A 19,941-nucleotide genomic window follows, 5' to 3' on the forward strand; every position below is an offset into this window, starting at 1 on the left:
CGGGTGGCAGGTAAGAAGCAGGGCGGCAGAGCACCGTCGAGGGAACCAGTCGGCGCCGAGGTCGACGGCGGGCACGCCGAGCTGGTCCCGGACCGGGAGCGGCCGCACGGCTGGACGCTGCTCATCGACGGTGCCCCTCAGTCGCATGTCGACCTCGACGACCCGGCGTATCTGGACTTCGCGTACCAGCGCAGACTCGGCCACATCATCGATCTGGCCGCGCCCCCGGGGCGTCCGCTGCAGGTACTGCACCTGGGCGGCGGCGCGCTCACCCTGGCCCGGTACACGGCCGCGACCCGGCCGCGCTCCACCCAGCAGGCCGTCGAGATCGACGGCCCGCTCGTCGAACTGGTCCGCCGTGAGCTGCCCTGGGACAGGACCTGGCGGATCAAGGTGCGCGGCGGGGACGCCCGTGCCGGGCTCGCCAAAGTCCCGGACGGCTGGGCGGACCTGGTCATCGCCGATGTCTTCGGCGGCGCCCGCACCCCCGCGCACCTGACCAGCGCGGAGTTTTTGGCGGACGTCCGGCGCGCGCTGCGGCCTGACGGGTTCTACGCGGCCAATCTCGCCGACGGCGGCGCACTCGGTTTCCTGCGGGCCCAGATCGCCACCGCGCGGTCGGCCTTCGCCGAGGTCTGCGTGTCCGCCGACCCGGCCGTCCTGCGCGGCCGCCGGTTCGGCAATGCCATCCTGCTCGCCGCCGACCGTGAGCTGCCGATCGCCGAGCTGACCCGGCGGGTCGCCTCGGACCCGCATCCCGGCCGCGTCGAACACGGCCGCCCGCTGGCCGACTTCGCGGGCGGCGCGCCCCCGGTCACGGACGCGACCTCCGCCCCTTCGCCGGCCCCACCGGAGTCGGTCTTCCGCTGAGCCGCACCCCAGGTCCTAGCCCCGGTACATCTCCACCACCGGCGGGTGGCCGTTCCAGGTGCAGAAGACCGACGAGGTCGTCGGGCCGCTGGTGAAGTCCACCCGGATCCATTCGTCCTGCTTCCAGACCTTCATCTCCCAGCCCGAGTCGGGGGTGGCCGAGACGAGGGTCGCCGAGGACGGCCCGAGGTCGAGGGCGACGCGGCCGCCGGTGACCTTGTAGCTGTGCACATTGCCGGTGGCGCTGGCCGTGGAGGCGTCGTGGGACGTGCCCGGGGGCCGTACCGGCGGCTCGGAGGGCGCCTTCGTCGCGGGCTTCGTGCTGGAGGGCGAAGGGGGCGCGGCCGGCTTGGGCCGGTGCGTGGAGGAGGCCAGTGGCTGCGTGGAGGAGTGGGCGGCGACGTCGTCGGAGATCGGCAGCGACCGCGGCGGGTCGTAGGCGGTCCCGGCGAGCACGGAGTGCACACCGAACCACGACAGCGTCACCGCGGCGGTGGTCGTGAGCGTCCAGGCTCCGGCGTGAACGAATCCTCGTTGCATCGGGACATCTTGTCGTACACGCTTCCGGGCCCGGACGTTCGGGCCGGAACAAGCCCCCTGGCGTGCTCGTATGCGCTATAACGCGGGAGACGGCGGCAGCGGCGGCGGCAAGTGGACGGGGCGGTACCGGCGTCGCCCGAATGGGCTACCGTGCGGGCCATGGCAAGTGTGCTCGTGGTCGAGGACGACCAGTTCGTGCGCTCCGCCCTCATCCGGCACCTCACCGAGGCGGCCCACACCGTACGCAGTGTGGGCACGGCTCTGGAGGCGCTGCGCGAGGTGGCGCAGGTCGGTTTCGATGTCGTGATCCTCGATCTCGGCCTCCCGGATCTGGACGGGTCGGAGGCGCTGAAGATGCTGCGCGGGATCACCGATGTCCCGGTGATCATCGCCACCGCCCGGGACGACGAGGCGGAGATCGTCCGGCTGCTCAACGCGGGCGCCGACGACTACCTCGTCAAACCGTTCTCGGTCGAGCACCTGTCCGCCCGGATGGCCGCGGTGCTGCGCCGGGCGCGTGGCCGGGAGGCCGGGCCCGATGAGACCTCGCAGCTCATGGTCGGCGGGCTGCGGATCGACATCCGCAGTCGGCAGGCGGAGCTCGACGGGGTGACCGTGGACCTGACCCGCCGCGAGTTCGACCTGCTGGCCTTCCTGGCGGCGCGCCCCGGCGTGGTCGTGGGGCGCAAGGAGCTGCTCGCCGAGGTGTGGCAGCAGTCGTACGGCGACGACCAGACCATCGACGTCCATCTGTCCTGGCTCCGGCGCAAACTGGGCGAAACCGCCGCCCGGCCGAGGTATCTTCACACGCTGCGCGGCGTCGGGGTGAAGCTGGAGCCACCGGCATGAGATGGCTGCTCGTCAAGGTGTGCCTGGCGGTGACCGCGATGGTCGTCGTCGCGTTCGCCGTACCGCTGGGGCTGGTCGTGAAGGAACTGGCCCGGGACCGGGCGTTCTCCAACGCGGAACGGCAGGCCGCCGCGATCGGGCCCGCGCTGGCCATCACCACCGACCGCACCCAGCTGGAGCGGGCACTGGCCTCCACCCAGGCGGGCGCGGACGGCCGGATGGCGCTGCACGTACCGGCGACCGCCGGCACCGCGCCGGTCGAGATCGGCAGGCACCGTGCGCCCGACGCCGCGATGGACGCCGCATCCAGCCACGGCCGGGCCTCCACCGTCCCGGTCGGCGGCGGCTACGCGCTGCTGCAGCCGAACGCGGTCAGCTCGGGCACGGTCGCGGTCGTCGAGGTCTTCGTGCCGGACAGCGACATCACTCGCGGGGTCGCCACGGCGTGGATCGTGCTGGCCGCGGTCGGCATCGGCCTGATCGTCGGCTCGGTCGCCATCGCCGACCGGCTCGGCACCCGTATGGTGCGGCCGGCCGGGCGGCTGGCGAACGCGGCGCACGCGCTCGGCCGCGGTGACCTCGGCGTACGGGTCGCGGAGGCCGGGCCGTCGGAACTGCGCTCGGTGGCCGTGGCGTTCAACGCGATGGCCGACCAGGTAGTCCAACTCCTCGCCAATGAGCGCGAGTTGGCCGCCGACCTGTCGCACCGGCTGCGCACCCCGCTCACCGTGCTCCGGCTCAACGCGGCCTCGCTCGGGGACGGTCCCGTCGCCGAGCAGACCCGCGAGGCCGTCGCACAGCTCGAGCGCGAGGTCGACACGATCATCCGCACCGCGCGCGAGCAGCAGGCCGCCGCGCCGGTCGCGGCCGGCTGCGACGCCGCCGAGGTGATCCGCGAGCGGATGGCGTTCTGGTCCGCCCTCGCCGAGGACCAGGGGCGCGAGGCGCGTACGGCGGGCGTGGACCGGCCGGTCCGGGTGCCGGTCGCGCGCGCCGAGCTGGCCGCCGCGCTCGACGCCATGCTCGGCAACGTCTTCCGGCACACCCCGGAGGGCACCGCCTTCGCGGTGGATGTGCACAACGGTGAGGACGCCGTGATCGTGCTGGTCTCCGACGCCGGCGCGGGCATCAAGGACCCCACGGCCGCGCTCCGCCGCGGCCAGGGCGACGGGGGGCCGGGCTCGACGGGTCTGGGCCTGGACATCGTGCGCCGGGTCGCCGAGTCCACCGGCGGTGACATCGCCATCGGCCACTCCGTCCTCGGCGGCACCGAGGTCCGGGTCTGGCTGGCGCTGCGCCCCGGCTCCGGTGACCCCGGCCGCGGTCACCGGGTGCCGCGCCGCCGTCGCAGGCCGTCGCAGAAGGACCGGCTGGATGGTCTGAACCATTAACCCCCTCCGATGCCTCCCTTAAGGGCGGCATAAGAACCTCAACCCCTGCGCTGGTCAGGGCTTTTGTCCGTGCCGCCCGCGCTAGCGTCATGCCGCACCCCGCCCCCCATGAAAGGCAGGCCGGTATGGCCAGCACGCATCGCCGTCGAGCCGGGCTCAAGACCAAAGTGATCGGCGGCATGGTCGCGGCCGGTGTCGTGGCGGGTGGCGCCTTCGCGCTGGCCGGTACCGCGAGTGCCGCCCCGGTCGGCGCCGCCTACACCAAGACCAGCGGCTGGACCGGTGGCTACACCGGGCAGTACGAGATCACCAACTCCTCGGGCCAGGCGCTGCCCGGCTGGACCCTGACGTTCGACCTCCCGGCCGGTACGAAGGTCAGCTCGCTGTGGAACGGCAAGTTCACCGCGAGCGGGCAGCACATCACCGTGAAGCCCGAGAGCTGGAACACCACCATCGCGCCCGGCGCGAAGGTGTCCGTCGGCTTCGTGGCGGCATCCAGCGGCACCGCCGCCGACCCGGTCAACTGCCTGATCAATGACGCCAAGTGCTCGGTGGACGCCGGTCCGACCGCCACGCCGAGCGGCCGTCCGACCGTGACCGCGAGCCCGACCCCGACGCCGACGAAGACCGCGTCCCCGACGCCGACGCCGACACCGACGAAGACCGCGACGCCCACGCCGACGCCCACCGGGACCCCCACCCCGGTCGCCGGCTCGGGCTTCTCGCCGTACATCGACACCTCGCTCTACCCGGCCTACGACATGGTCGGCACCGCGAAGAGCACCGGCGTCAAGCAGTACAACCTCGCCTTCATCACCTCTGGCGGCGGCTGCACCCCCAAGTGGGGCGGTGTGACGGATCTCGGCGCCGACGCGGTGGCCGGCCAGATAGGCGCGCTGCGGGCGGCGGGCGGCGACGTCCGTGTCTCGTTCGGCGGGGCGTCCGGCTCGGAGCTGGGGGTGGCCTGCTCCTCGGTCGCCGATCTGACGGCCGCGTACGGCAAGGCCGTCGACCAGTTCAAGCTGACGAAGGTGGACTTCGACATCGAGGGCGGCGCGCTCCCGGACACCGCGTCCAACGGCCGCCGCGCGCAGGCCATCGCCCAGCTCCAGAAGAGCCACAGCGGCCTGGACGTCTCCTACACCCTGCCCGCGATGCCGACCGGTCTGACCCAGGACGGCATCAACCTGCTCGCCGACGCCAAGAAGAACGGCGTGAGGATCTCGGCCGTCAACATCATGGCGATGGACTACGGGGCCTCGTTCAACGGTGACATGGGCCAGTACGCGATCGACGCCGCCACCGCGACGCAGGCGCAGGTCAAGAGCGTGCTCGGGCTGTCGGACGCGGCCGACTGGAAGGCTGTCGCGGTCACCCCGATGATCGGTGTGAACGACGTCAACACCGAGATCTTCACGACTGATGACGCCAGTCGGCTGGTGACCTTCGCCAAGTCCAAGGGCCTGGGCTGGCTGTCGATGTGGTCCTCGACCCGAGACAAGCAGTGCGCCGGCGGCGCGAAGAACTTCGCCGATGCGAGCTGCAGCTCGATCGTCCAGGGCGACCTGGCCTTCACCAAGGCGTTCGGCGCCTACGGCGGCTGATCCGGCCGATCCGTCCAGCTGATCCATCCGGCTGATCCGGCCCTTCCGGTCGCGGCGGCCCACCGGCGAAGTTCCCCCGGTGGGCCGCCGTACCGCGTCAGGACGTCGAACGGTGTGACGCGACGGCACCCTCGAACCGCCGCGCCACACCGCGCCCCCGTGCCCGCTACGGGGCGTCGGACTCCGCGATCTCACCCGTGCGGGCTACCTGGGCGTACCAGCGGGCGCTGGACTTCGGGATCCGGGTCTGGGTGGCGTAGTCGACATACACGGCTCCGAAGCGCTTGCTGTAGCCGTAGGACCACTCGAAGTTGTCCAGCAGCGACCACAGGAAGTAGCCCCGGACGTCGGCGCCATCGGCGATCGCGCGGTGCACGGCCGCCAGATGGCCGCGCAGATAGTCGATCCGCCGCGGGTCGTTCACCTCGCCCTCGGGGGAGACGTAGTCATCGAAGGCGGCGCCGTTCTCGGTGACCATCAGCGGCAGGCCGGGATTCTCCCCGGCGGTGCGCCGCAGCAGGTCGTACAGCCCGCTGGCGTCGACCGCCCAGCTCATCGCCGTGGTCTCGCCGGGCGGGAGGTGGAAGGCGACCTGCTCGGAGCCGGGCCAGGGGGAGTGCGCGCTGGCGCCGTGGCCGTCGAAGCGGGCGGGCGCCGGCGCGTCCGCGGACCCGGGTGAACCGGCTGATCCTGGTGAAGCGGCCGATCCCGGGGAACCGGCCGATCCCGTCGAACCGGCTGATTCCGGCGGCCCTGAGACGACGGTGGGCGTGTAGTAATTGATGCCCAGCAGATCGATGGGGCGGGAGATCTCGGCGAGGTCGCCGTCCCGCACCAGGGCGTCCCAGTCGACGACGTGCGCGGTGTCCGCGAGCAGGTCCGCGGGGTAGCCGCCGTGCAGGATCGGGCCGGTGAAGACCCGGTTGCCGACGGCGTCGATCCGGCGCGCCGCGTCGAGGCCGGCCGCCGAGTCGTCGAGTGGGCGCACCTGGTGGAGATTGAGGGTGATCGAGGTCCGCGCGGTGGCGGGGAGTGTGGAGCGCAGGACCTCGATCGCCCGGCCATGAGCGAGATTGAGGTGATGGGCGGCCTTGAGCGCGGCGTCCGGCTCGGTGCGGCCGGGGGCGTGCACCCCCGATCCGTAGCCCAGGAACGCCGAGCACCACGGCTCGTTGAGGGTGGTCCAGTACGGAACGCGGTCGCCGAGTGCGCCCGCCATGATCGAGGCGAAGTCGGCGAACCGCTCGGCGGTGTCGCGTACGGTCCAGCCGCCGACCTCCTCCAGGTCCTGCGGCAGGTCCCAGTGGTAGAGGGTCACCACCGGGGTGATGCCCTTGCCCAGCAGCTCGTCCGCGAGCGCGCGGTAGAAGTCCAGGCCGCGCTGGACGGCCGGCCCGCGGCCGGTGGGCTGGACCCGCGACCAGGAGACGGAGAAGCGGTAGGCGCCCAGGCCGAGGTCGGCCATCAGCGCGACATCGTCGCGGAACCGGTGGTAGTGGTCGGCCGCGATATCGCCGGTGTCGCCGTTGTGAACCCGGCCCGGTGTGTGGCTGAAGGTGTCCCAGATGGAGGGGGTGCGGCCGTCTTCGGCCGCGGCGCCTTCGACCTGGTACGCGGCGGTGGCCGCGCCCCAGACGAAGCCGGGAGGGAAGCGGAGCAGACCGGTGGATGCGGTCTCGGGACGGACAGCGGTCATACGGGGGCGCTCCCAAGGGTGAACGTGAAGGGCGGGGCGGGGACGGAGGGGGTCAGTTCTTGACCGCGCCGGCGCTGATGCCGCCCACGATGTGTTTGCCGAGCAGCGCGAAGACCAGCAGCAGCGGCACGGTGGCGACCAGCGCGCCGGTCAGCACCACCGCGTGATCGATGGTGTGGTCACCGGAACCGAGCCCGGCCAGCGCCACCTGCACGGTGGGGTTCTGCTGGTTCAGCGCGATGAACGGCCAGAAGAAGTCGTTCCAGGACTGGACGAAGACCAGCATCCCCAGCACCGCCATGGCCGGCCGCGCGATCGGGAACACCACGTGCCAGACGATCCGCAGACTGTGCGCCCCGTCCACCCGGGCCGCCTCGATCAGCTCGATCGGCAGCGCCTCGGCCAGGAACTGCCGCATGAAGAACACCCCGAAGGCCGCCACCAGCGACGGCAGGATGACCGACTGCAGCCGGCCCACCCAGCCCAGATCGGTGATGATCTGGTAGAGCGGGATCACGCTGAGCTGGGGCGGGATCGTCATCGTGGCAACGACCAGGGTCAGCAGCCCGTTGCGCCCCCGGAAGCGCAGTTTGGCGAAGGCGAAACCGGCGAGCGTGGCGAACAGCACCGTACTGAGCGAGACGAAGCCCGCCACGATCGTGGAGTTGACCAGCGCCTGGCCCATGTGGACCTGGTCCCAGGCGATCTTCAGGTTGTCGATCAGATGGCTGCCGGGCAGCAGCTCGGTCGGCGGCTGGACGATCTGGGTATCGGTGCTGGAGGCCGCCACGACGGTCCAGTAGAGCGGGAAGAGCGAGACCAGCGCGGCGATCACGAGGACCGCGTAGGTGACGGGACCGGCGTGGTCCTGACGTCCGGCGCGTGCTCCGAAGCGCCGCGAGAAGCGCTTGCGCGGGGGTGCGGCGGGACCGGGCCCGTTCCGGGGCGCGGCCCGGTCGGCGACTGCGTGTGCCATGAGGTCAGCTCCCCGGCTTCCTGCGGTTGGCCCGCGTGATGATCAGTTGGACGGCGCCCACGAGCAGCAGGATGAGCAGCATCACCCACGCGACGGCCGATGCCTGGCCGAGCGCTCCGTTCTGCCAGCCCTTCTCATACATGTAGAGGCTGAGCGTCTGGTACTGGTGCGCCGACCCTCCGCTGACGCCCAACCCGCCGCCGAACAGCATCGGTTCACCGAACAGCTGGGTCGCACCGATCGTCGAGACGATGATCGTGAACAGGATCGTGGGACGGATCGACGGGATGGTGATGCTGATGAACTGCCGCCAGCGCGACGCCCCGTCGAGTGCGGCCGCCTCGTAGAGATCACCCGATACGGACTGCATCGCGGCCAGGTAGATCAGCGCGTTGTAGCCCGTCCAGCGCCAGGTGACGATCGTCGAAATGGCGATCTGGGACGGCCACTTGTCGGCCTCCCACTGGATGTGGTGCACCCCGAAGTGGCCGAGCAGCTGGTTGATCATCCCGTAGTCGGGATTGAAGAGCTGGACGAAGACCAGCGAGGCCGCCGCGATCGAGGTCGCGTACGGGGCGAGGACCGCGACCCGGAAGAACCCGCGGGCCCGGAGCTTGTAGTTGAGGAGATGGGCCAGGCCAAGCGCCATCAGCAGCTGCGGGACGGTGGAGATCACGCCCAGCGAGAACGTGTTGCGCAGCGCGTTCCAGAAGAACTCGCTGTCCCACAGCCGGGTGTAGTTGTCGAAGCCGCGCCACTGCGCGGTGCCGCCCAGTTCGACCTGGTGGAACGAGAGCCAGCCCGTGTAGATCAGCGGGAAGAGCCCGAAGGCGGCGAAGCAGACGAAGAACGGCGCGATGTACGCGTACGGCGTCGCCTTGACGTCCAGGCGGTACAGCCGGGAGCGCCAGGACGGGCCGGTGGGGGAGCCGGGGGTGTCCGGCGGTGCGGAGGGGCGAACGGGCCGGGCCGGCGGCGGGCTGCCGTCGGCCGATGCCCTGACGGAGGTGGCCACGAGTGGCGTCCTTCCCGGTCGGGTCTGACGATCGGTCACGGTGGGGTCCTCGACGGCCGGGTCTTCGACGGCCGGTCCTGGACGACCCGGTCTCGGACGACCCGGTCTTGGACGACCCGGTCTTCGTCGGTCGGGTTTCGTCGGGAGGACGGGCCGTCCGGCAGGCGCGGGCACTGCCGGACGGCCCCGCCGGCTACTGGTCGATCTTGTCCTTGACCAGCGCCTGCACGTTCGACCACGCCTTGTCCTTGGACGTGCCGTGCTGCTCGATGTCGAGAATCCCGTTGTCGGTGAGGTACGTCTTCACCTGGCCGTCGTAGCGGCCGATCGGCGCCGGTGTGACGCTCTTGGCGGTGGAGGTGTAGATCTTGCCGATCGGCGTCGTGCCGAAGTACGGGTTCGTCGCGTTCTGCACGGTGGGCGAGTCCAGTCCGGCCTTGGTGGACGGGATGTTGCCGTTCTTGGCGAAGACCTTCGCCTGCTGCTCGGGCGCGGTCAGCCAGGCGGCGAGCGCGGTCGCCTCGGCGGTGTGCTTGCCCGCCTTGGGAACGGAGAGGAAGGCACCGCCCCAGTTGCCGGCCTCCGGCGCGGCGGCGATGTCCCACTTGGCCTGGTTGGCGGGACCCGCCTGGTCCTTGATGATGCCGGTCATCCAGCTCGGGCACGCGATCGTGGCGAACTTCGAGTTCTTGAAGGCCGCGTTCCAGGTGCCCTTGTCGTCGAACTGCCGCAGCTTGCCGCTCAGACCCTGCTGAGCGGCCTCCACCGCCAGGTCCCACGCCTTCTTCACACCGGGGCTGGTGTCGTAGATCAGCTTGCCCTGGTCGTCGGAGTACTGCTGCGCCTGGCTGGAGACCACCGCGTTGAAGACCCCGCTCGCGGAGTCGGTGAAGGCGACTCCGGCCGGCGCCTTGGCCTTGAACTGCTTGCCGGCGTCGATGTACTTGGCCCAGTCGCCCGCCCACAGCGCGGCGACGGCCTCACGGTCGGTCGGCAGACCCGCCTGCTGGAACAGGTCCTTGCGGTAGCAGATCGCCATCGGGCCGACGTCGGTGCCGAGCCCGATCACCTGGCCGCTCTTCGTGGTCGCCTGCTTCTCCTTCCAGTCCAGCCACTTGGTGGTGTCGACACCGGTGGCCTTGCCGAGGTCGGTGAACTTGTCCCCGAGCGTGGTGGTCGCCTCGGCGATGAAGCCGACCTCGATGGCCTGGACGTCGGCCAGGCCGCTGCCCTGCGACAGGTGGAGTTTCAGCGCGTCCCAGTACTTCTGGCCGTCGGCGACGTTGTCCTCGACGATCGTGATGTTCGGGTGCAGCGTGTGGTACTCGGAGAACAGGGCCGCGCCCGTCTTGTCGTCGTAGCCGAACGAACCGAAGTCGCCGACGTGCAGCGTGATGTTCCCGGTCCCGGTGCTCTCCTTCTTCCCGGAGTCCGAGCCGCTGCCGCTGCCGCAGCCGGTCATCAGGGTCGCGCAGGTCGCGAGCCCCGCGACCGCTATGAGTGCGGTCCTGCGGGCGCGAGTGCCGCTGGAAGTGCGCATTCCACTCTCCTTGTCCAGGATGGGTCTGGTGTTCGTTCCGGCATTCGGTGGGCGACGAGGTGTGGGAGCGCTCCCACGAAGGCTTGCCGGAACAGTCCTGCCTCGGAGGGGGAAGTGTCAAGGCGTGAAGTCGATTTCGTTGCCGGAACGTGTCCGGGCCGGACCTTTGGTCACTTCTTGAACGGACCGGGCGTCGGGCGGCCGCTATCGTGGGGGATCGTGGGAGCGCTCTCACGATCGGTGTGCCCCAGCGCCTAGGATGGCGCGTCAGCAATGTCGGGAGGCGGAAGTGACCGTGAACGGTCGGCACAGCGGACGGCCCACCCTCGAAGAAGTCGCCGCCCGGGCCGGAGTGGGCCGCGGCACGGTCTCCCGGGTGATCAACGGGTCCCCCCGGGTGAGCGACCGGGCCAAGTCCGCCGTCGAGGTCGCCATCGCGGAACTGGGGTACGTCCCCAACCGCGCCGCCCGCGCCCTCGCCGGCAACCGGACGGACGCCATCGCGCTCGTCATCCCCGAGCCCGAGACCCGGCTCTTCGCCGAGCCGTACTTCTCCGACATCATCCGCGGCGTCGGCGCCGAGCTCGCCGACACCGACATGCAGCTGCTCCTGACCCTGATCCGCACCCCCAAGGAACGGTCCCGCTTCGCCCAGTACCTCAGCGCCCACCGGGTCGACGGCGTGCTGCTCGTCTCCGTGCACGAGGACGACCCGCTGCCGGACCTGCTCGAACAGCTGGACATGCCCGCCGTACTGAACGGCCGGCGCTCCGACCTTGAGTCCGTCTCCTATGTGGACTCCGACAACGTGGGCGGCGCCCGGTCAGCCGTCAGCTATCTGCTCGGCCGGGGGCGTCGCGCCGTCGCGACCATCACAGGGCCCGTCGACATGTACGTCGCCCGCTGCCGGCTCGACGGATACCGGCAGGCAGTCGAGGCGGGCGGCCTCGGAGACGACGCATCCCTCATCGCTCGCGGCGACTTCACCGAGGAGGGCGGCCGGCGCGCGATGCGCGAACTGCTCGCCCGGCGGCCCGACGTGGACGCCGTTTTCGCCGCCTCCGACGTCATGGCCTCCGGCGCGCTCCAGGTCCTCCGCGAGGCCGGACGCCGGGTGCCGGACGATGTGGCGCTCGTCGGCTTCGACGACTCCGTCATCGCCCGCCACATGGACCCGGCCCTCACGAGCGTCCGGCAGCCCATCGAGGAGATGGGCCGCACCATGGCCCGCGTCCTGCTGGAGGAGATCGCGGAACGGACGTCGGTGCGGCGGCACGTGGTGCTCGCCACCGAGCTGGTCCGCCGGGACTCGGCGTAACGGCGGGGCGGGGCGCTGGGGGCGGGGCCGCGGCGGCGGGTTCGGGTCTCCGGGGGATGTGACGGTAGTCATAGCCGTGGCCACCGCGACCGGGGACTTCATGACGGTTCATGACGAAGGCCCGACCCGCTTTCGCGGACCGGGCCTTCGTCGTTCAGGGTGAGTGACGGGACTTGAACCCGCGGCCACCTGGACCACAACCAGGTGCTCTACCAACTGAGCTACACCCACCATGTCCGGCGCTTCCCGGCGCCGACCTGAAGAAGCATACAGGGTCCGGGAGGGTGCTCGCCTCCCGCTATTCGGCGGCCAGGACGTGCTTGGCGGCGATGGCGCGAGCGGTGTCGGTGTCGGGTCCCGGCTGGGGCACGAAGACCGCTTCGCGGTAGTAGCGCAGCTCCGCGATGGACTCGCGGATGTCGGCGAGAGCGCGGTGGTTGCCGCTCTTCTCCGGGCTGTTGTAGTAGGCCCGGGGATACCAGCGGCGGGACAGTTCCTTGATGGAGGAGACGTCCACGATGCGGTAGTGGAGGTGCTGTTCGAGGGCCGGCATGTCCCGGGCGAGGAAGCCGCGGTCGGTGCTGACCGAGTTTCCGCACAGCGGGGCCCTGCGCGGTTCCGAGACGTGCTCGCGTACGTAGTCGAGCACCAGCTTCTCGGCCTCTTCGAGCGTCACACCGCCGTCGAGTTCCTCCAGGAGGCCCGAGGCGGTGTGCATCTCGCGTACGACGTCGGGCATGGTCGCCAAGGACTCGGCGGGCGGGCGGATGACGATCTCCACCCCCTCGCCGAGAATGTTCAGCTCGGAGTCGGTAACCAGCGCGGCCACCTCTACGAGCGCGTCGTGGGCCAGTGAGAGCCCGGTCATCTCGCAGTCGATCCACACCATGCGGTCGTTCATGAGTCTCACCCTAAGGGGCGATCGCGTGGTCCAGGCATAGCCGGGTTGCGGCCGCGTGCGGCGCGCTCCGCCCGCAGCCGGCCCCGGATGGTGCCGTCGGAGCCGTCCATGCGGCTCTGTTCGGGCACCCGGGAGGCGTACAGGTCGGAGTCGGGCTTGCCCGGAACCATGAGGATCTGGGGCGGTCCGCCCCGGCGGGGCGGCAGGTGTTCGGTCGGGACGGGTGGCCGTTCCGGGTCGTCCTGCGGACGCCTGGCCCGGTACGCGGCCCGGTAGGAGGCGGGCGACGACCCGAGCTGGCGGCGGAAGTGCCCGCGCAGCGCGACGGGCGAGCGGAAGCCGCAGCGTCCCGCCACCTCGTCCACCGAGAAGTCGGACGTCTCCAGCAGCCGCTGCGCCTGCAGCACCCGCTGGGTGATCAGCCACTGCAGCGGAGCACTGCCCGTGAGTGACCGGAACCGTCGGTCGAAGGTCCGGCGGCTCATGTACGCGCGGGCCGCCAGCGCCTCCACATCGAACTGCTCGTGCAGATGCTCCAGCGCCCAGGCGACGACCTCGGCCAGCGGGTCGCCCCCGATCTCCTCAGGTAATGACCTGTCGAGGTGGCGCTGGCTGGACGGCCAGTCGCTGCGGCGCGGCGGCACGACGAGGCGGCGGGCGAGCGCGTTGGCGGCCTCGGCGCCGTGATCGGTGCGTACGACATGCAGGCAGAGGTCGATTCCGGCCGCGGTGCCGGCTGAGGTCAGTACATCGCCGTCGTCCACGAAAAGCTCCCGGGGGTCCACGTGCACGGAGGGATAGCGCTTGGCCAGGGTGGGCGCGTACATCCAGTGGGTGGTCGCGGGGCGGCCGTCCAGCAGCCCCGCTGCGGCCAGGACGAACGCCCCGGTACACAGGCCGATGATCCGCGCGCCCTCCTCGTGGGCCCGGCGCAGTGCGTCGAGCGCCTCGGGGGGTGGTGGCTGGGAGATCGAGCGCCAGGCGGGCACGACCACGGTGCCGGCCCGTGAGAGCGCTTCGAGTCCGTACGGGGCACTGAGTTCCAGGCCGCCGGTGGTGCGAAGTGGTCCGTCCTCGCCGGCACAGACCAGCAGGCGGTAGCGGGGAACGCCCGCGTCCTGCCGGTCGATGCCGAACACGGAGAGCGGGATGGAACTTTCGAAGATCGGCCCGCCGCTGAACAGCAGCACGGCGACGACTTCGGCGCGCCGCCGTGCCGACAGTCTGCGAGTGGCGCGGGACGACGCTGACGGTGCTGAGGATCCGGCTGACAGCGACAGGTTCTCCGTCGCCGTACCGGTCCTGGACTCCTGGCTCATCATGGAGCTCAAGCCCCCCTCGATCGACGCGGCCCCTCGGTCCTGCACGTTTCCCCCGCCGTGTTACCCAAGATCGAATCTACTGTGTTTGGTGTGTCTGGTGAGGCAATTGTGAATAGTTCACCACCTGGCGCTAAGTCGACTTGACCACGTGGCGTGAAGCATTCGATCACGAAGCGTTCCACTCACCGAGCCTGCTGGGAAGTACGCCTCTCGCCCGCACCGTGGCCTACAACGCTCCACGCGCCCCCCGGAGCCGTTTCATTGCAGGTGGCAGGCGGGTTGGCAAGCGTCTTTCCCAATAGGGGTACTGCGGCGAGAAGTTGGCCGAAAAAGATTGGCTCTGCTGCGTGTGCCACTGGTCGGCGCCCCGTTGTGCGCCCCCTGGCGGCCAACCGCCCCGGTGCGCCCCATTCGTGGGGGAGCGATGTCGGGCCACCGGGTGGGGACTGCGCCGCGCTCGGATGGCTTCGGACCGCCCCTGAGCTGTCATTGAGCTGTCATCGAGTGGCAATCGAGGTTTCATCGAGTGGTTCTTGAGTTCGTGGCTAATCGCTGGTGAGTCGCTGCCGAGTCGCTCTTGGGGCGGGGCTCGGGCCGGGCGCTCGTGCCGCACTCGGGTTGCGGTGGGGTGACTCTGGCATCGTGGTGGAGTGGCTCCGGCGTTCGCGGTGGGGCCGAGCGCGGGCCGAGCCGCTTCCGGGGCGTCGCGCCCGCCGCGCGGGTTCGTCCGGCCGGATGGTGGCGCGGCGTTGCGTTCGGGGCCGGGCTCCGGCATTCTCCTGGAAACTCCGGGTACGGAAAGCCCGTGCAGAGCTTGACGAGTCTGTGCAGGGATACGTCTCAGCCGTACTCTGGAGTCATCGGGACCGGAAGCCCCGAACTGGCCGAAACCGGTCAGGCTCGAGGCCGCCGCCCGGGTATAACCGAAGACGCAGTGCAGTCCGCTGCGAAGACCGCAGCACCGTCGTTGTCCGTCGGCCGGCGCACTTCCGCCGCCCTTGTCGAGAAACCGCATCATGGCCGGTTATGAGCTCCCTGAGCCCGCTGAAGGCAAGCCGCTCGCCGAATCGGCGGCGCTCCCCGAGGCGGCCCCCGAGCTGCGCTCGTCCTGTGACCCAGCTTTCCGGCACGGCGTCGTGGTGGGCTTCGACGGCTCGGTGTCCAGTGAGCGGGCGCTCGCGTATTCGATCGGCATGGCCCGGCGACTGGGCTCCGCGCTGATCATCGTCCATGTCGCCAACCGGCTGCCGGCCACGGTGTGGGCCGGCTGTGAACCGCCGGTGTTCGTGGATGTCCCGGACCACAGGACCGAGGTGCTCGGGCTGGAACTCGCCTGTGCCGATCACCTCGCCGAGGTGCCGTGGATCCTGGTCGAACGGGGCGGCGACATCTGCCACGAACTGGAGGAGGTCGGCCGGGAGTACGAGGCCGACGCCATCGTCGTGGGCGGCACCCAGGGCATTATCGGCCGGATCTTCGGCTCGGTCGCGGGGCGGCTCGCACGGCGGGCGCAGCGGCCCGTCATCGTCATCCCGTAGAGCCGCCCGAGCAATATTCCGACCCGCCGGATGACGCCCACCCCAACCCGCGCCTGCCCCAACCCGCGCCTGCCCTCCTCACTGCAGCTCACCCGACGGCCCGCAAACCGGGTGGGACGCAGGGTGCCCGGGGCCGCAGGGGTGGGGGCTCGAAATGCTGCCGAGCTATTTGTGGGCCAAAAGGCCCGTAAATAGTCGATTTCGAACCGCCGCCCCGGAGGACCCGGGCACCGAAACCCAGAACCAGCCCGCGGTCTACTCGACCTACTCGACAGTGACCGACTTCGCCAGGTTGCGCGGCTTGTCGATGTCCCGGCCCATGGCCTTCGCCGTGTGGTAGGCGAAGAGCTGCAGTGGGATGCCCATGAGGATCGGGTCGAGCTCGACCTCGTTCTTCGGCACCACGATGGTGTGGTCCGCCTTTTCCTGCTCCTGGTGGGCGACGGCGAGGATCCGGCCGCTGCGGGCCTTGATCTCCTCCAGGGCCGCCCGGTTCTTGTCCAGCAGATCGTCGTTGGGCACGATCGCCACGGTCGGCAGCGCCGGCTCGATGAGCGCGAGCGGACCGTGCTTCAGCTCGGAGGCCGGGTAGGCCTCCGCGTGGATGTAGCTGATCTCCTTGAGCTTCAGCGAGGCCTCACGGGCCACCGGATAGCCGCGCACCCGGCCGATGAACATCATCGACTTGGCGCCCGCGTACTCCGCGGCCAGCTTCTCGATCTCCGCCTCGTTCTCCAGGATCTCGCTGATCTGGGCGGGCAGCTTGCGCAGGCCCGCGATGATCCGCTTGCCGTCCGCGACGGACAGGTCGCGGATGCGGCCCAGGTGCAGTGCGAGCAGTCCGAAGGCGACGACCGTGTTGGTGAAGCACTTGGTGGAGACGACGCAGACCTCGGGGCCCGCGTGCACATAGACGCCGCCGTCGGTCTCGCGGGCGATCGCCGATCCGACGACGTTGACCACGCCCAGCACCCGCGCGCCCTTGCGCTTGAGCTCCTGGACGGCGGCGAGCACGTCGTACGTCTCGCCGGACTGGGAGACCGCGATGTAGAGAGTGTCGGGGTCCACGACCGGGTTGCGGTAGCGGAACTCGGAGGCGGGCTCGGCGTCGGCGGGGATACGGGCGAGCTCTTCGATCATCTGGGCGCCGATCATGCCCGCGTGGTACGAGGTGCCGCAGCCGAGGATCTTGATGCGGCGCACGCCGCGTGCCTCACGCGGGTCGAGGTTCAGGCCGCCCAGGTGGACCGTGGAGAAGCGGTCGTCGATGCGGCCGCGGAGCACGCGGTCCACCGCGTCGGGCTGCTCGGAGATCTCCTTGTGCATGTACGTGTCGTGGCCGCCCATGTCGTACGACTCGGCCTCCCACTCCACGGTGGTCGGCGTGGCCGAGGTGCTGGACCCCTCGGTGGTGTAGGTGCGGAAGTCGTCGGCCTTGAGCGTGGCCATCTCACCGTCGTCGAGAGTGACGATCTGGCGGGTGTGGCTGACCAGCGCGGCGACGTCCGAGGCGACGAACATCTCCTTGTCGCCGATGCCCAGCACGACCGGTGAGCCGTTGCGGGCGACGACGATGCGGTCGGGGAAGTCCTGGTGCATGACGGCGATGCCGTAGGTGCCCTCGACGCGGCGCAGCGCCTCCTGGACCTTGGCCTCCAGGGTGTCGGCCTGCGAGCGGCCGATGAGGTGCACGACGACCTCGGAGTCGGTCTCGGAGGCGAAGACCACGCCGTCGACGATCAGCTTGGCGCGCAATTCGTCGGCATTGTCGATGATGCCGTTGTGGACGAGGGCGACTTTGCCCTCCGCGTCAAGGTGGGGGTGCGCGTTTTCGTCGTTCGGAGCCCCGTGGGTGGCCCAGCGGGTGTGGGCGATACCGGTGGTGCCGGTGAAGCGCTTGGGGATGCGGGCCTCGAGCTCACGCACCCGGCCCTTGGCCTTGACCGTCTTCAGAACGCCGGACTTCCCGGTGATGACGACGCCCGCCGAGTCGTAGCCCCGGTACTCCAGCCGCTGCAGACCTTCCAGCAGCAGCGGAGCCACGTCGCGCTTACCGATGTATCCGACGATCCCGCACATATGGTCGTCCCTCTCCGTTGGGTGTCAGTTCCGTTGTGTGTCAGTGGGTGCCCGGCCCGCACGCGGGGCACCGGTTTCAGGTGTTCGGTGGTTTCAGCCGTAGACGATGCGGCGCAGCTGCCGCAGTGAGAGCTGGGGCGGAGCCACCGTGCGGTACGGCAGCTCCTCGGTGATCCGCTCGAAGATCACAGCGTTGACCAGGCCCTTGGCCTGGAGCTCGTGGTGTCTGCGGCGGACGAACAGCTCTGTCGTCTCGTCGAAGTACGCCAGCACGTCCTGCACCACCCGGGTCGCCTCACCGCGGTGCAACGGTGTGGTGCGGACCAGGTGGTCGACGAGGTCCTCATGGGACGTTTGGCGTTCCGGCACCCGTCGATACTGATGTGCTCATCGCTTGTTTGCAAGAATTCTGCCCGATCTCGGGCAGGATGCGCGGCTAGGTGGGTGGAAAACGGGCGGAAAGTGGTCTACTCCTTGACCACTACGGTGGCGCGGGGTACCCAAGTGCCAGTGGCTCTCTCCGCAGCCCGCTGAAGGGAACCCCCGTGAGACGACCCAGCGTCCGGAACCATCTGCCTCAGCTCCTGTGCGCTTTGCTCCTGGTCACCGGCGCCGCCGGAGCCACGGCCCCTACCGCTCCGGCCGCCTCGTCCGACGGCTCCCCGTCCGTCCTCGAGCGGGTCGTCCCCGCCCCGGCCTCGGTACGGTCCGGCGGCGCCTCCTACTCCATCCGCGCGGGCACCCGGATCCACGTGCCCCGCAACTCCGAAGCGGCGCGGGCTATCGGCGACTACCTTGCGGGCGCACTGCGGCCGTCCACCGGATACCGGGTGCCCGTCGTCGCGGACGGTGGCCATGACGGCATCGTGCTGCGGCTGGGAACCGGGGGGAACGGGGGGAACGGGGGGAACGGGGGGAACGGGGGAGCGTGGGAAGCGTGGGGAGGAGACGCGACCGGGTCCGGTTCTGGGTCCCGTTCTGGGTCCGGGTCCGGGTCCGGGGTCGGGTCCGGGTCCGTGGGCGGTGGCAAGAGCACGGCGCTCGGCGCGGAGGGGTACCGGCTCGACGTTTCCGGGCGGTCGGTGACCCTCAGCGCCGTCGAGGCCGCCGGGCTCTTCCACGGTGTGCAGACGCTGCGCCAGCTGCTCCCCGCGGCGATCGAGAAGCACTCCGCGCAGCGCGGTCCCTGGACGGTGCCCGGCGGCACCATCACCGACGCGCCGCGCTACGCCTACCGCGGCGGCATGCTGGACGTGTCGCGGCACTTCTTCTCCGTCGCGCAGGTCGAGCGGTACATCGACCAGCTCGCGCTCTACAAGATCAACCAGCTGCATCTGCATCTGTCGGACGACCAGGGGTGGCGGATCGCGATCGCCTCCTGGCCGCGGCTGGCCACCTACGGCGGCAGCACCCAGGTCGGCGGCGGGCCCGGGGGCGTGTACTCCCAGGACGACTACCGCGAGATCGTGCGCTACGCCGCGAGCCGCTTCCTGACGGTGGTGCCCGAGATCGACATGCCCGGCCACACCAACGCAGTGCTCGCCTCCTACGCGGAGCTGAACTGCACCGGCGTCGCGTCACCGCTCTACACCGGCACCAATGTCGGCTTCAGTTCGCTGTGCGTGCCCAAGGACATCACCTACCGGTTCGCGGACCAGGTGCTGCGGGAACTGGCCGCTCTCACCCCGGGCCCGTATCTGCACATCGGCGGCGACGAGGCGCTGTCCACCAGCCATGCCGACTACGTGACCTTCATGGAGAAGGTCCAGCCGATCGTCACCAAGTACGGCAAGACCGTGATCGGCTGGCACCAGCTGGCAGGCGCGCACCCCGTCAAGGGCGCCATCGCCCAGTACTGGGGCAAGGACGGCAGCGAGAAGGAGGTCGCGGAGGCGGCCAAGGCCGGCACCCGGCTGATCCTCTCGCCCGCCAATCGTTCCTACCTGGACATGAAGTACAACGCCTCGACGCCGCTGGGCAAGGACTGGGCCGGACTCGTCGAGGTGAAGGACTCCTACAACTGGGACCCGGCCACGTTGATCAAGGGCGCACCCGCCTCCGCCGTCCTCGGGGTGGAGGCGCCGCTTTGGAACGAGACCATCGTGACCAGCGCCGATGCCGAGTACATGACCTTCCCGAGGCTGCCGGGAATCGCCGAACTCGGCTGGTCCCCGCCGGCCACCCACCAGTGGAATGCCTACAAGGTGCGGCTCGCCGCCCAGGGCCCGCGCTGGACTGCCCTGGGCATCACCTACTACCGCTCACCCCAGGTCCCCTGGCCCAGCCAATGACGACCGTCCGC

Annotated in this window: 16 protein-coding genes and 1 tRNA gene; 7 read left to right on the plus strand and 10 right to left on the minus strand. The window is 70.3% G+C overall.

From position 1 onward, the window contains the following. Positions 1–3 precede the first annotated feature (3 nt). Positions 4–870 carry a spermidine synthase gene (locus QMK24_RS00285; protein WP_283462945.1) on the plus strand — a complete coding sequence of 289 codons (867 nt, stop codon included), beginning with the start codon at positions 4–6 and terminating at the stop codon, positions 868–870. 15 nt (positions 871–885) lie between these two features. On the opposite strand, the gene QMK24_RS00290 is transcribed toward QMK24_RS00285, so the two are convergent. Further along, entirely contained in the window at positions 886–1,410 is a 525-nt protein-coding gene (locus QMK24_RS00290) for a hypothetical protein (RefSeq protein WP_283462947.1), read from the minus strand. A gap of 159 nt (positions 1,411–1,569) precedes the next feature. Between QMK24_RS00290 and QMK24_RS00295 the strand changes: the two genes are divergently transcribed. The 3 genes from QMK24_RS00295 to QMK24_RS00305 all read left to right on the plus strand — a co-directional run bounded on the left by QMK24_RS00295 (position 1,570) and on the right by QMK24_RS00305 (position 5,254). Further along, the gene (locus tag QMK24_RS00295) at positions 1,570–2,259 is read left to right on the plus strand and encodes a response regulator transcription factor (protein WP_283462949.1); all 690 of its coding nucleotides are present in this window, start codon (positions 1,570–1,572) and stop codon (positions 2,257–2,259) included. Further along, entirely contained in the window at positions 2,256–3,650 is a 1,395-nt protein-coding gene (locus QMK24_RS00300; protein WP_283462951.1) for a sensor histidine kinase, read from the plus strand. Before QMK24_RS00295 ends, QMK24_RS00300 begins: the two co-directional genes overlap by 4 nt. A 125-nt stretch (positions 3,651–3,775) precedes the next feature. Next, positions 3,776–5,254: a cellulose binding domain-containing protein gene (locus QMK24_RS00305; protein WP_283462954.1), complete on the plus strand. Its 1,479-nt coding sequence runs from the start codon at positions 3,776–3,778 to the stop codon at positions 5,252–5,254. Between the two features lie 166 nt (positions 5,255–5,420). Here QMK24_RS00305 and QMK24_RS00310 read toward each other — a convergent pair whose 3' ends face one another. The 4 genes from QMK24_RS00310 to QMK24_RS00325 all read right to left on the minus strand — a co-directional run bounded on the left by QMK24_RS00310 (position 5,421) and on the right by QMK24_RS00325 (position 10,481). Further along, positions 5,421–6,950 carry a family 1 glycosylhydrolase gene (locus QMK24_RS00310; RefSeq protein WP_283462955.1) on the minus strand — a complete coding sequence of 510 codons (1,530 nt, stop codon included), beginning with the start codon at positions 6,948–6,950 and terminating at the stop codon, positions 5,421–5,423. A 52-nt stretch (positions 6,951–7,002) separates the two neighbouring features. Continuing rightward, positions 7,003–7,926, minus strand: coding sequence for a carbohydrate ABC transporter permease (locus tag QMK24_RS00315; RefSeq protein WP_283462957.1), 924 nt, complete (start codon positions 7,924–7,926; stop codon positions 7,003–7,005). 4 nt (positions 7,927–7,930) lie between these two features. Next, positions 7,931–8,941: a carbohydrate ABC transporter permease gene (locus QMK24_RS00320; RefSeq protein WP_283462959.1), complete on the minus strand. Its 1,011-nt coding sequence runs from the start codon at positions 8,939–8,941 to the stop codon at positions 7,931–7,933. Between the two features lie 193 nt (positions 8,942–9,134). Continuing rightward, positions 9,135–10,481 (minus strand): ABC transporter substrate-binding protein, encoded by a 1,347-nt coding sequence (locus QMK24_RS00325; protein WP_283462961.1) that lies wholly within the window; start codon positions 10,479–10,481, stop codon positions 9,135–9,137. A gap of 259 nt (positions 10,482–10,740) precedes the next feature. Here QMK24_RS00325 and QMK24_RS00330 point away from each other — a divergent pair, with 259 nt between their 5' ends. After that, positions 10,741–11,799, plus strand: coding sequence for a LacI family DNA-binding transcriptional regulator (locus tag QMK24_RS00330; RefSeq protein WP_283462963.1), 1,059 nt, complete (start codon positions 10,741–10,743; stop codon positions 11,797–11,799). Positions 11,800–11,957: 158 nt separating this feature from the next. Here the strand turns inward: QMK24_RS00330 and QMK24_RS00335 are convergent. The 3 genes from QMK24_RS00335 to QMK24_RS00345 all read right to left on the minus strand — a co-directional run bounded on the left by QMK24_RS00335 (position 11,958) and on the right by QMK24_RS00345 (position 14,019). Continuing rightward, positions 11,958–12,030 (minus strand) — tRNA-His (locus QMK24_RS00335). Positions 12,031–12,097: 67 nt separating this feature from the next. Next, positions 12,098–12,700 carry an oligoribonuclease gene (orn, locus tag QMK24_RS00340; RefSeq protein ID WP_283462965.1) on the minus strand — a complete coding sequence of 201 codons (603 nt, stop codon included), beginning with the start codon at positions 12,698–12,700 and terminating at the stop codon, positions 12,098–12,100. Between the two features lie 5 nt (positions 12,701–12,705). After that, positions 12,706–14,019, minus strand: a complete 1,314-nt coding sequence (locus QMK24_RS00345; protein WP_283463122.1) for a GlxA family transcriptional regulator — start codon at positions 14,017–14,019, stop codon at positions 12,706–12,708. A gap of 1,019 nt (positions 14,020–15,038) precedes the next feature. Here QMK24_RS00345 and QMK24_RS00350 point away from each other — a divergent pair. Continuing rightward, a complete protein-coding gene (locus QMK24_RS00350) occupies positions 15,039–15,560 on the plus strand; it encodes a universal stress protein (protein ID WP_138355048.1) in 522 nt (173 codons plus the stop codon). Between the two features lie 264 nt (positions 15,561–15,824). Here the strand turns inward: QMK24_RS00350 and glmS are convergent, their stop codons facing one another. Both glmS and QMK24_RS00360 read right to left on the minus strand, forming a co-directional pair. Then, positions 15,825–17,639 carry a glutamine--fructose-6-phosphate transaminase (isomerizing) gene (gene glmS, locus QMK24_RS00355; protein ID WP_283462967.1) on the minus strand — a complete coding sequence of 605 codons (1,815 nt, stop codon included), beginning with the start codon at positions 17,637–17,639 and terminating at the stop codon, positions 15,825–15,827. 93 nt (positions 17,640–17,732) lie between these two features. After that, a complete protein-coding gene (locus tag QMK24_RS00360; RefSeq protein ID WP_283462968.1) occupies positions 17,733–18,008 on the minus strand; it encodes a hypothetical protein in 276 nt (91 codons plus the stop codon). Between the two features lie 176 nt (positions 18,009–18,184). Here QMK24_RS00360 and QMK24_RS00365 point away from each other — a divergent pair, with 176 nt between their 5' ends. Beyond that, positions 18,185–19,930 carry a beta-N-acetylhexosaminidase gene (locus tag QMK24_RS00365; protein WP_283462969.1) on the plus strand — a complete coding sequence of 582 codons (1,746 nt, stop codon included), beginning with the start codon at positions 18,185–18,187 and terminating at the stop codon, positions 19,928–19,930. The last annotated feature ends 11 nt before the right edge of the window (positions 19,931–19,941 follow it).

It is taken from the genome of Streptomyces sp. PH10-H1, from assembly GCF_030063355.1.
In the GTDB taxonomy this organism is placed as follows: domain Bacteria; phylum Actinomycetota; class Actinomycetes; order Streptomycetales; family Streptomycetaceae; genus Actinacidiphila.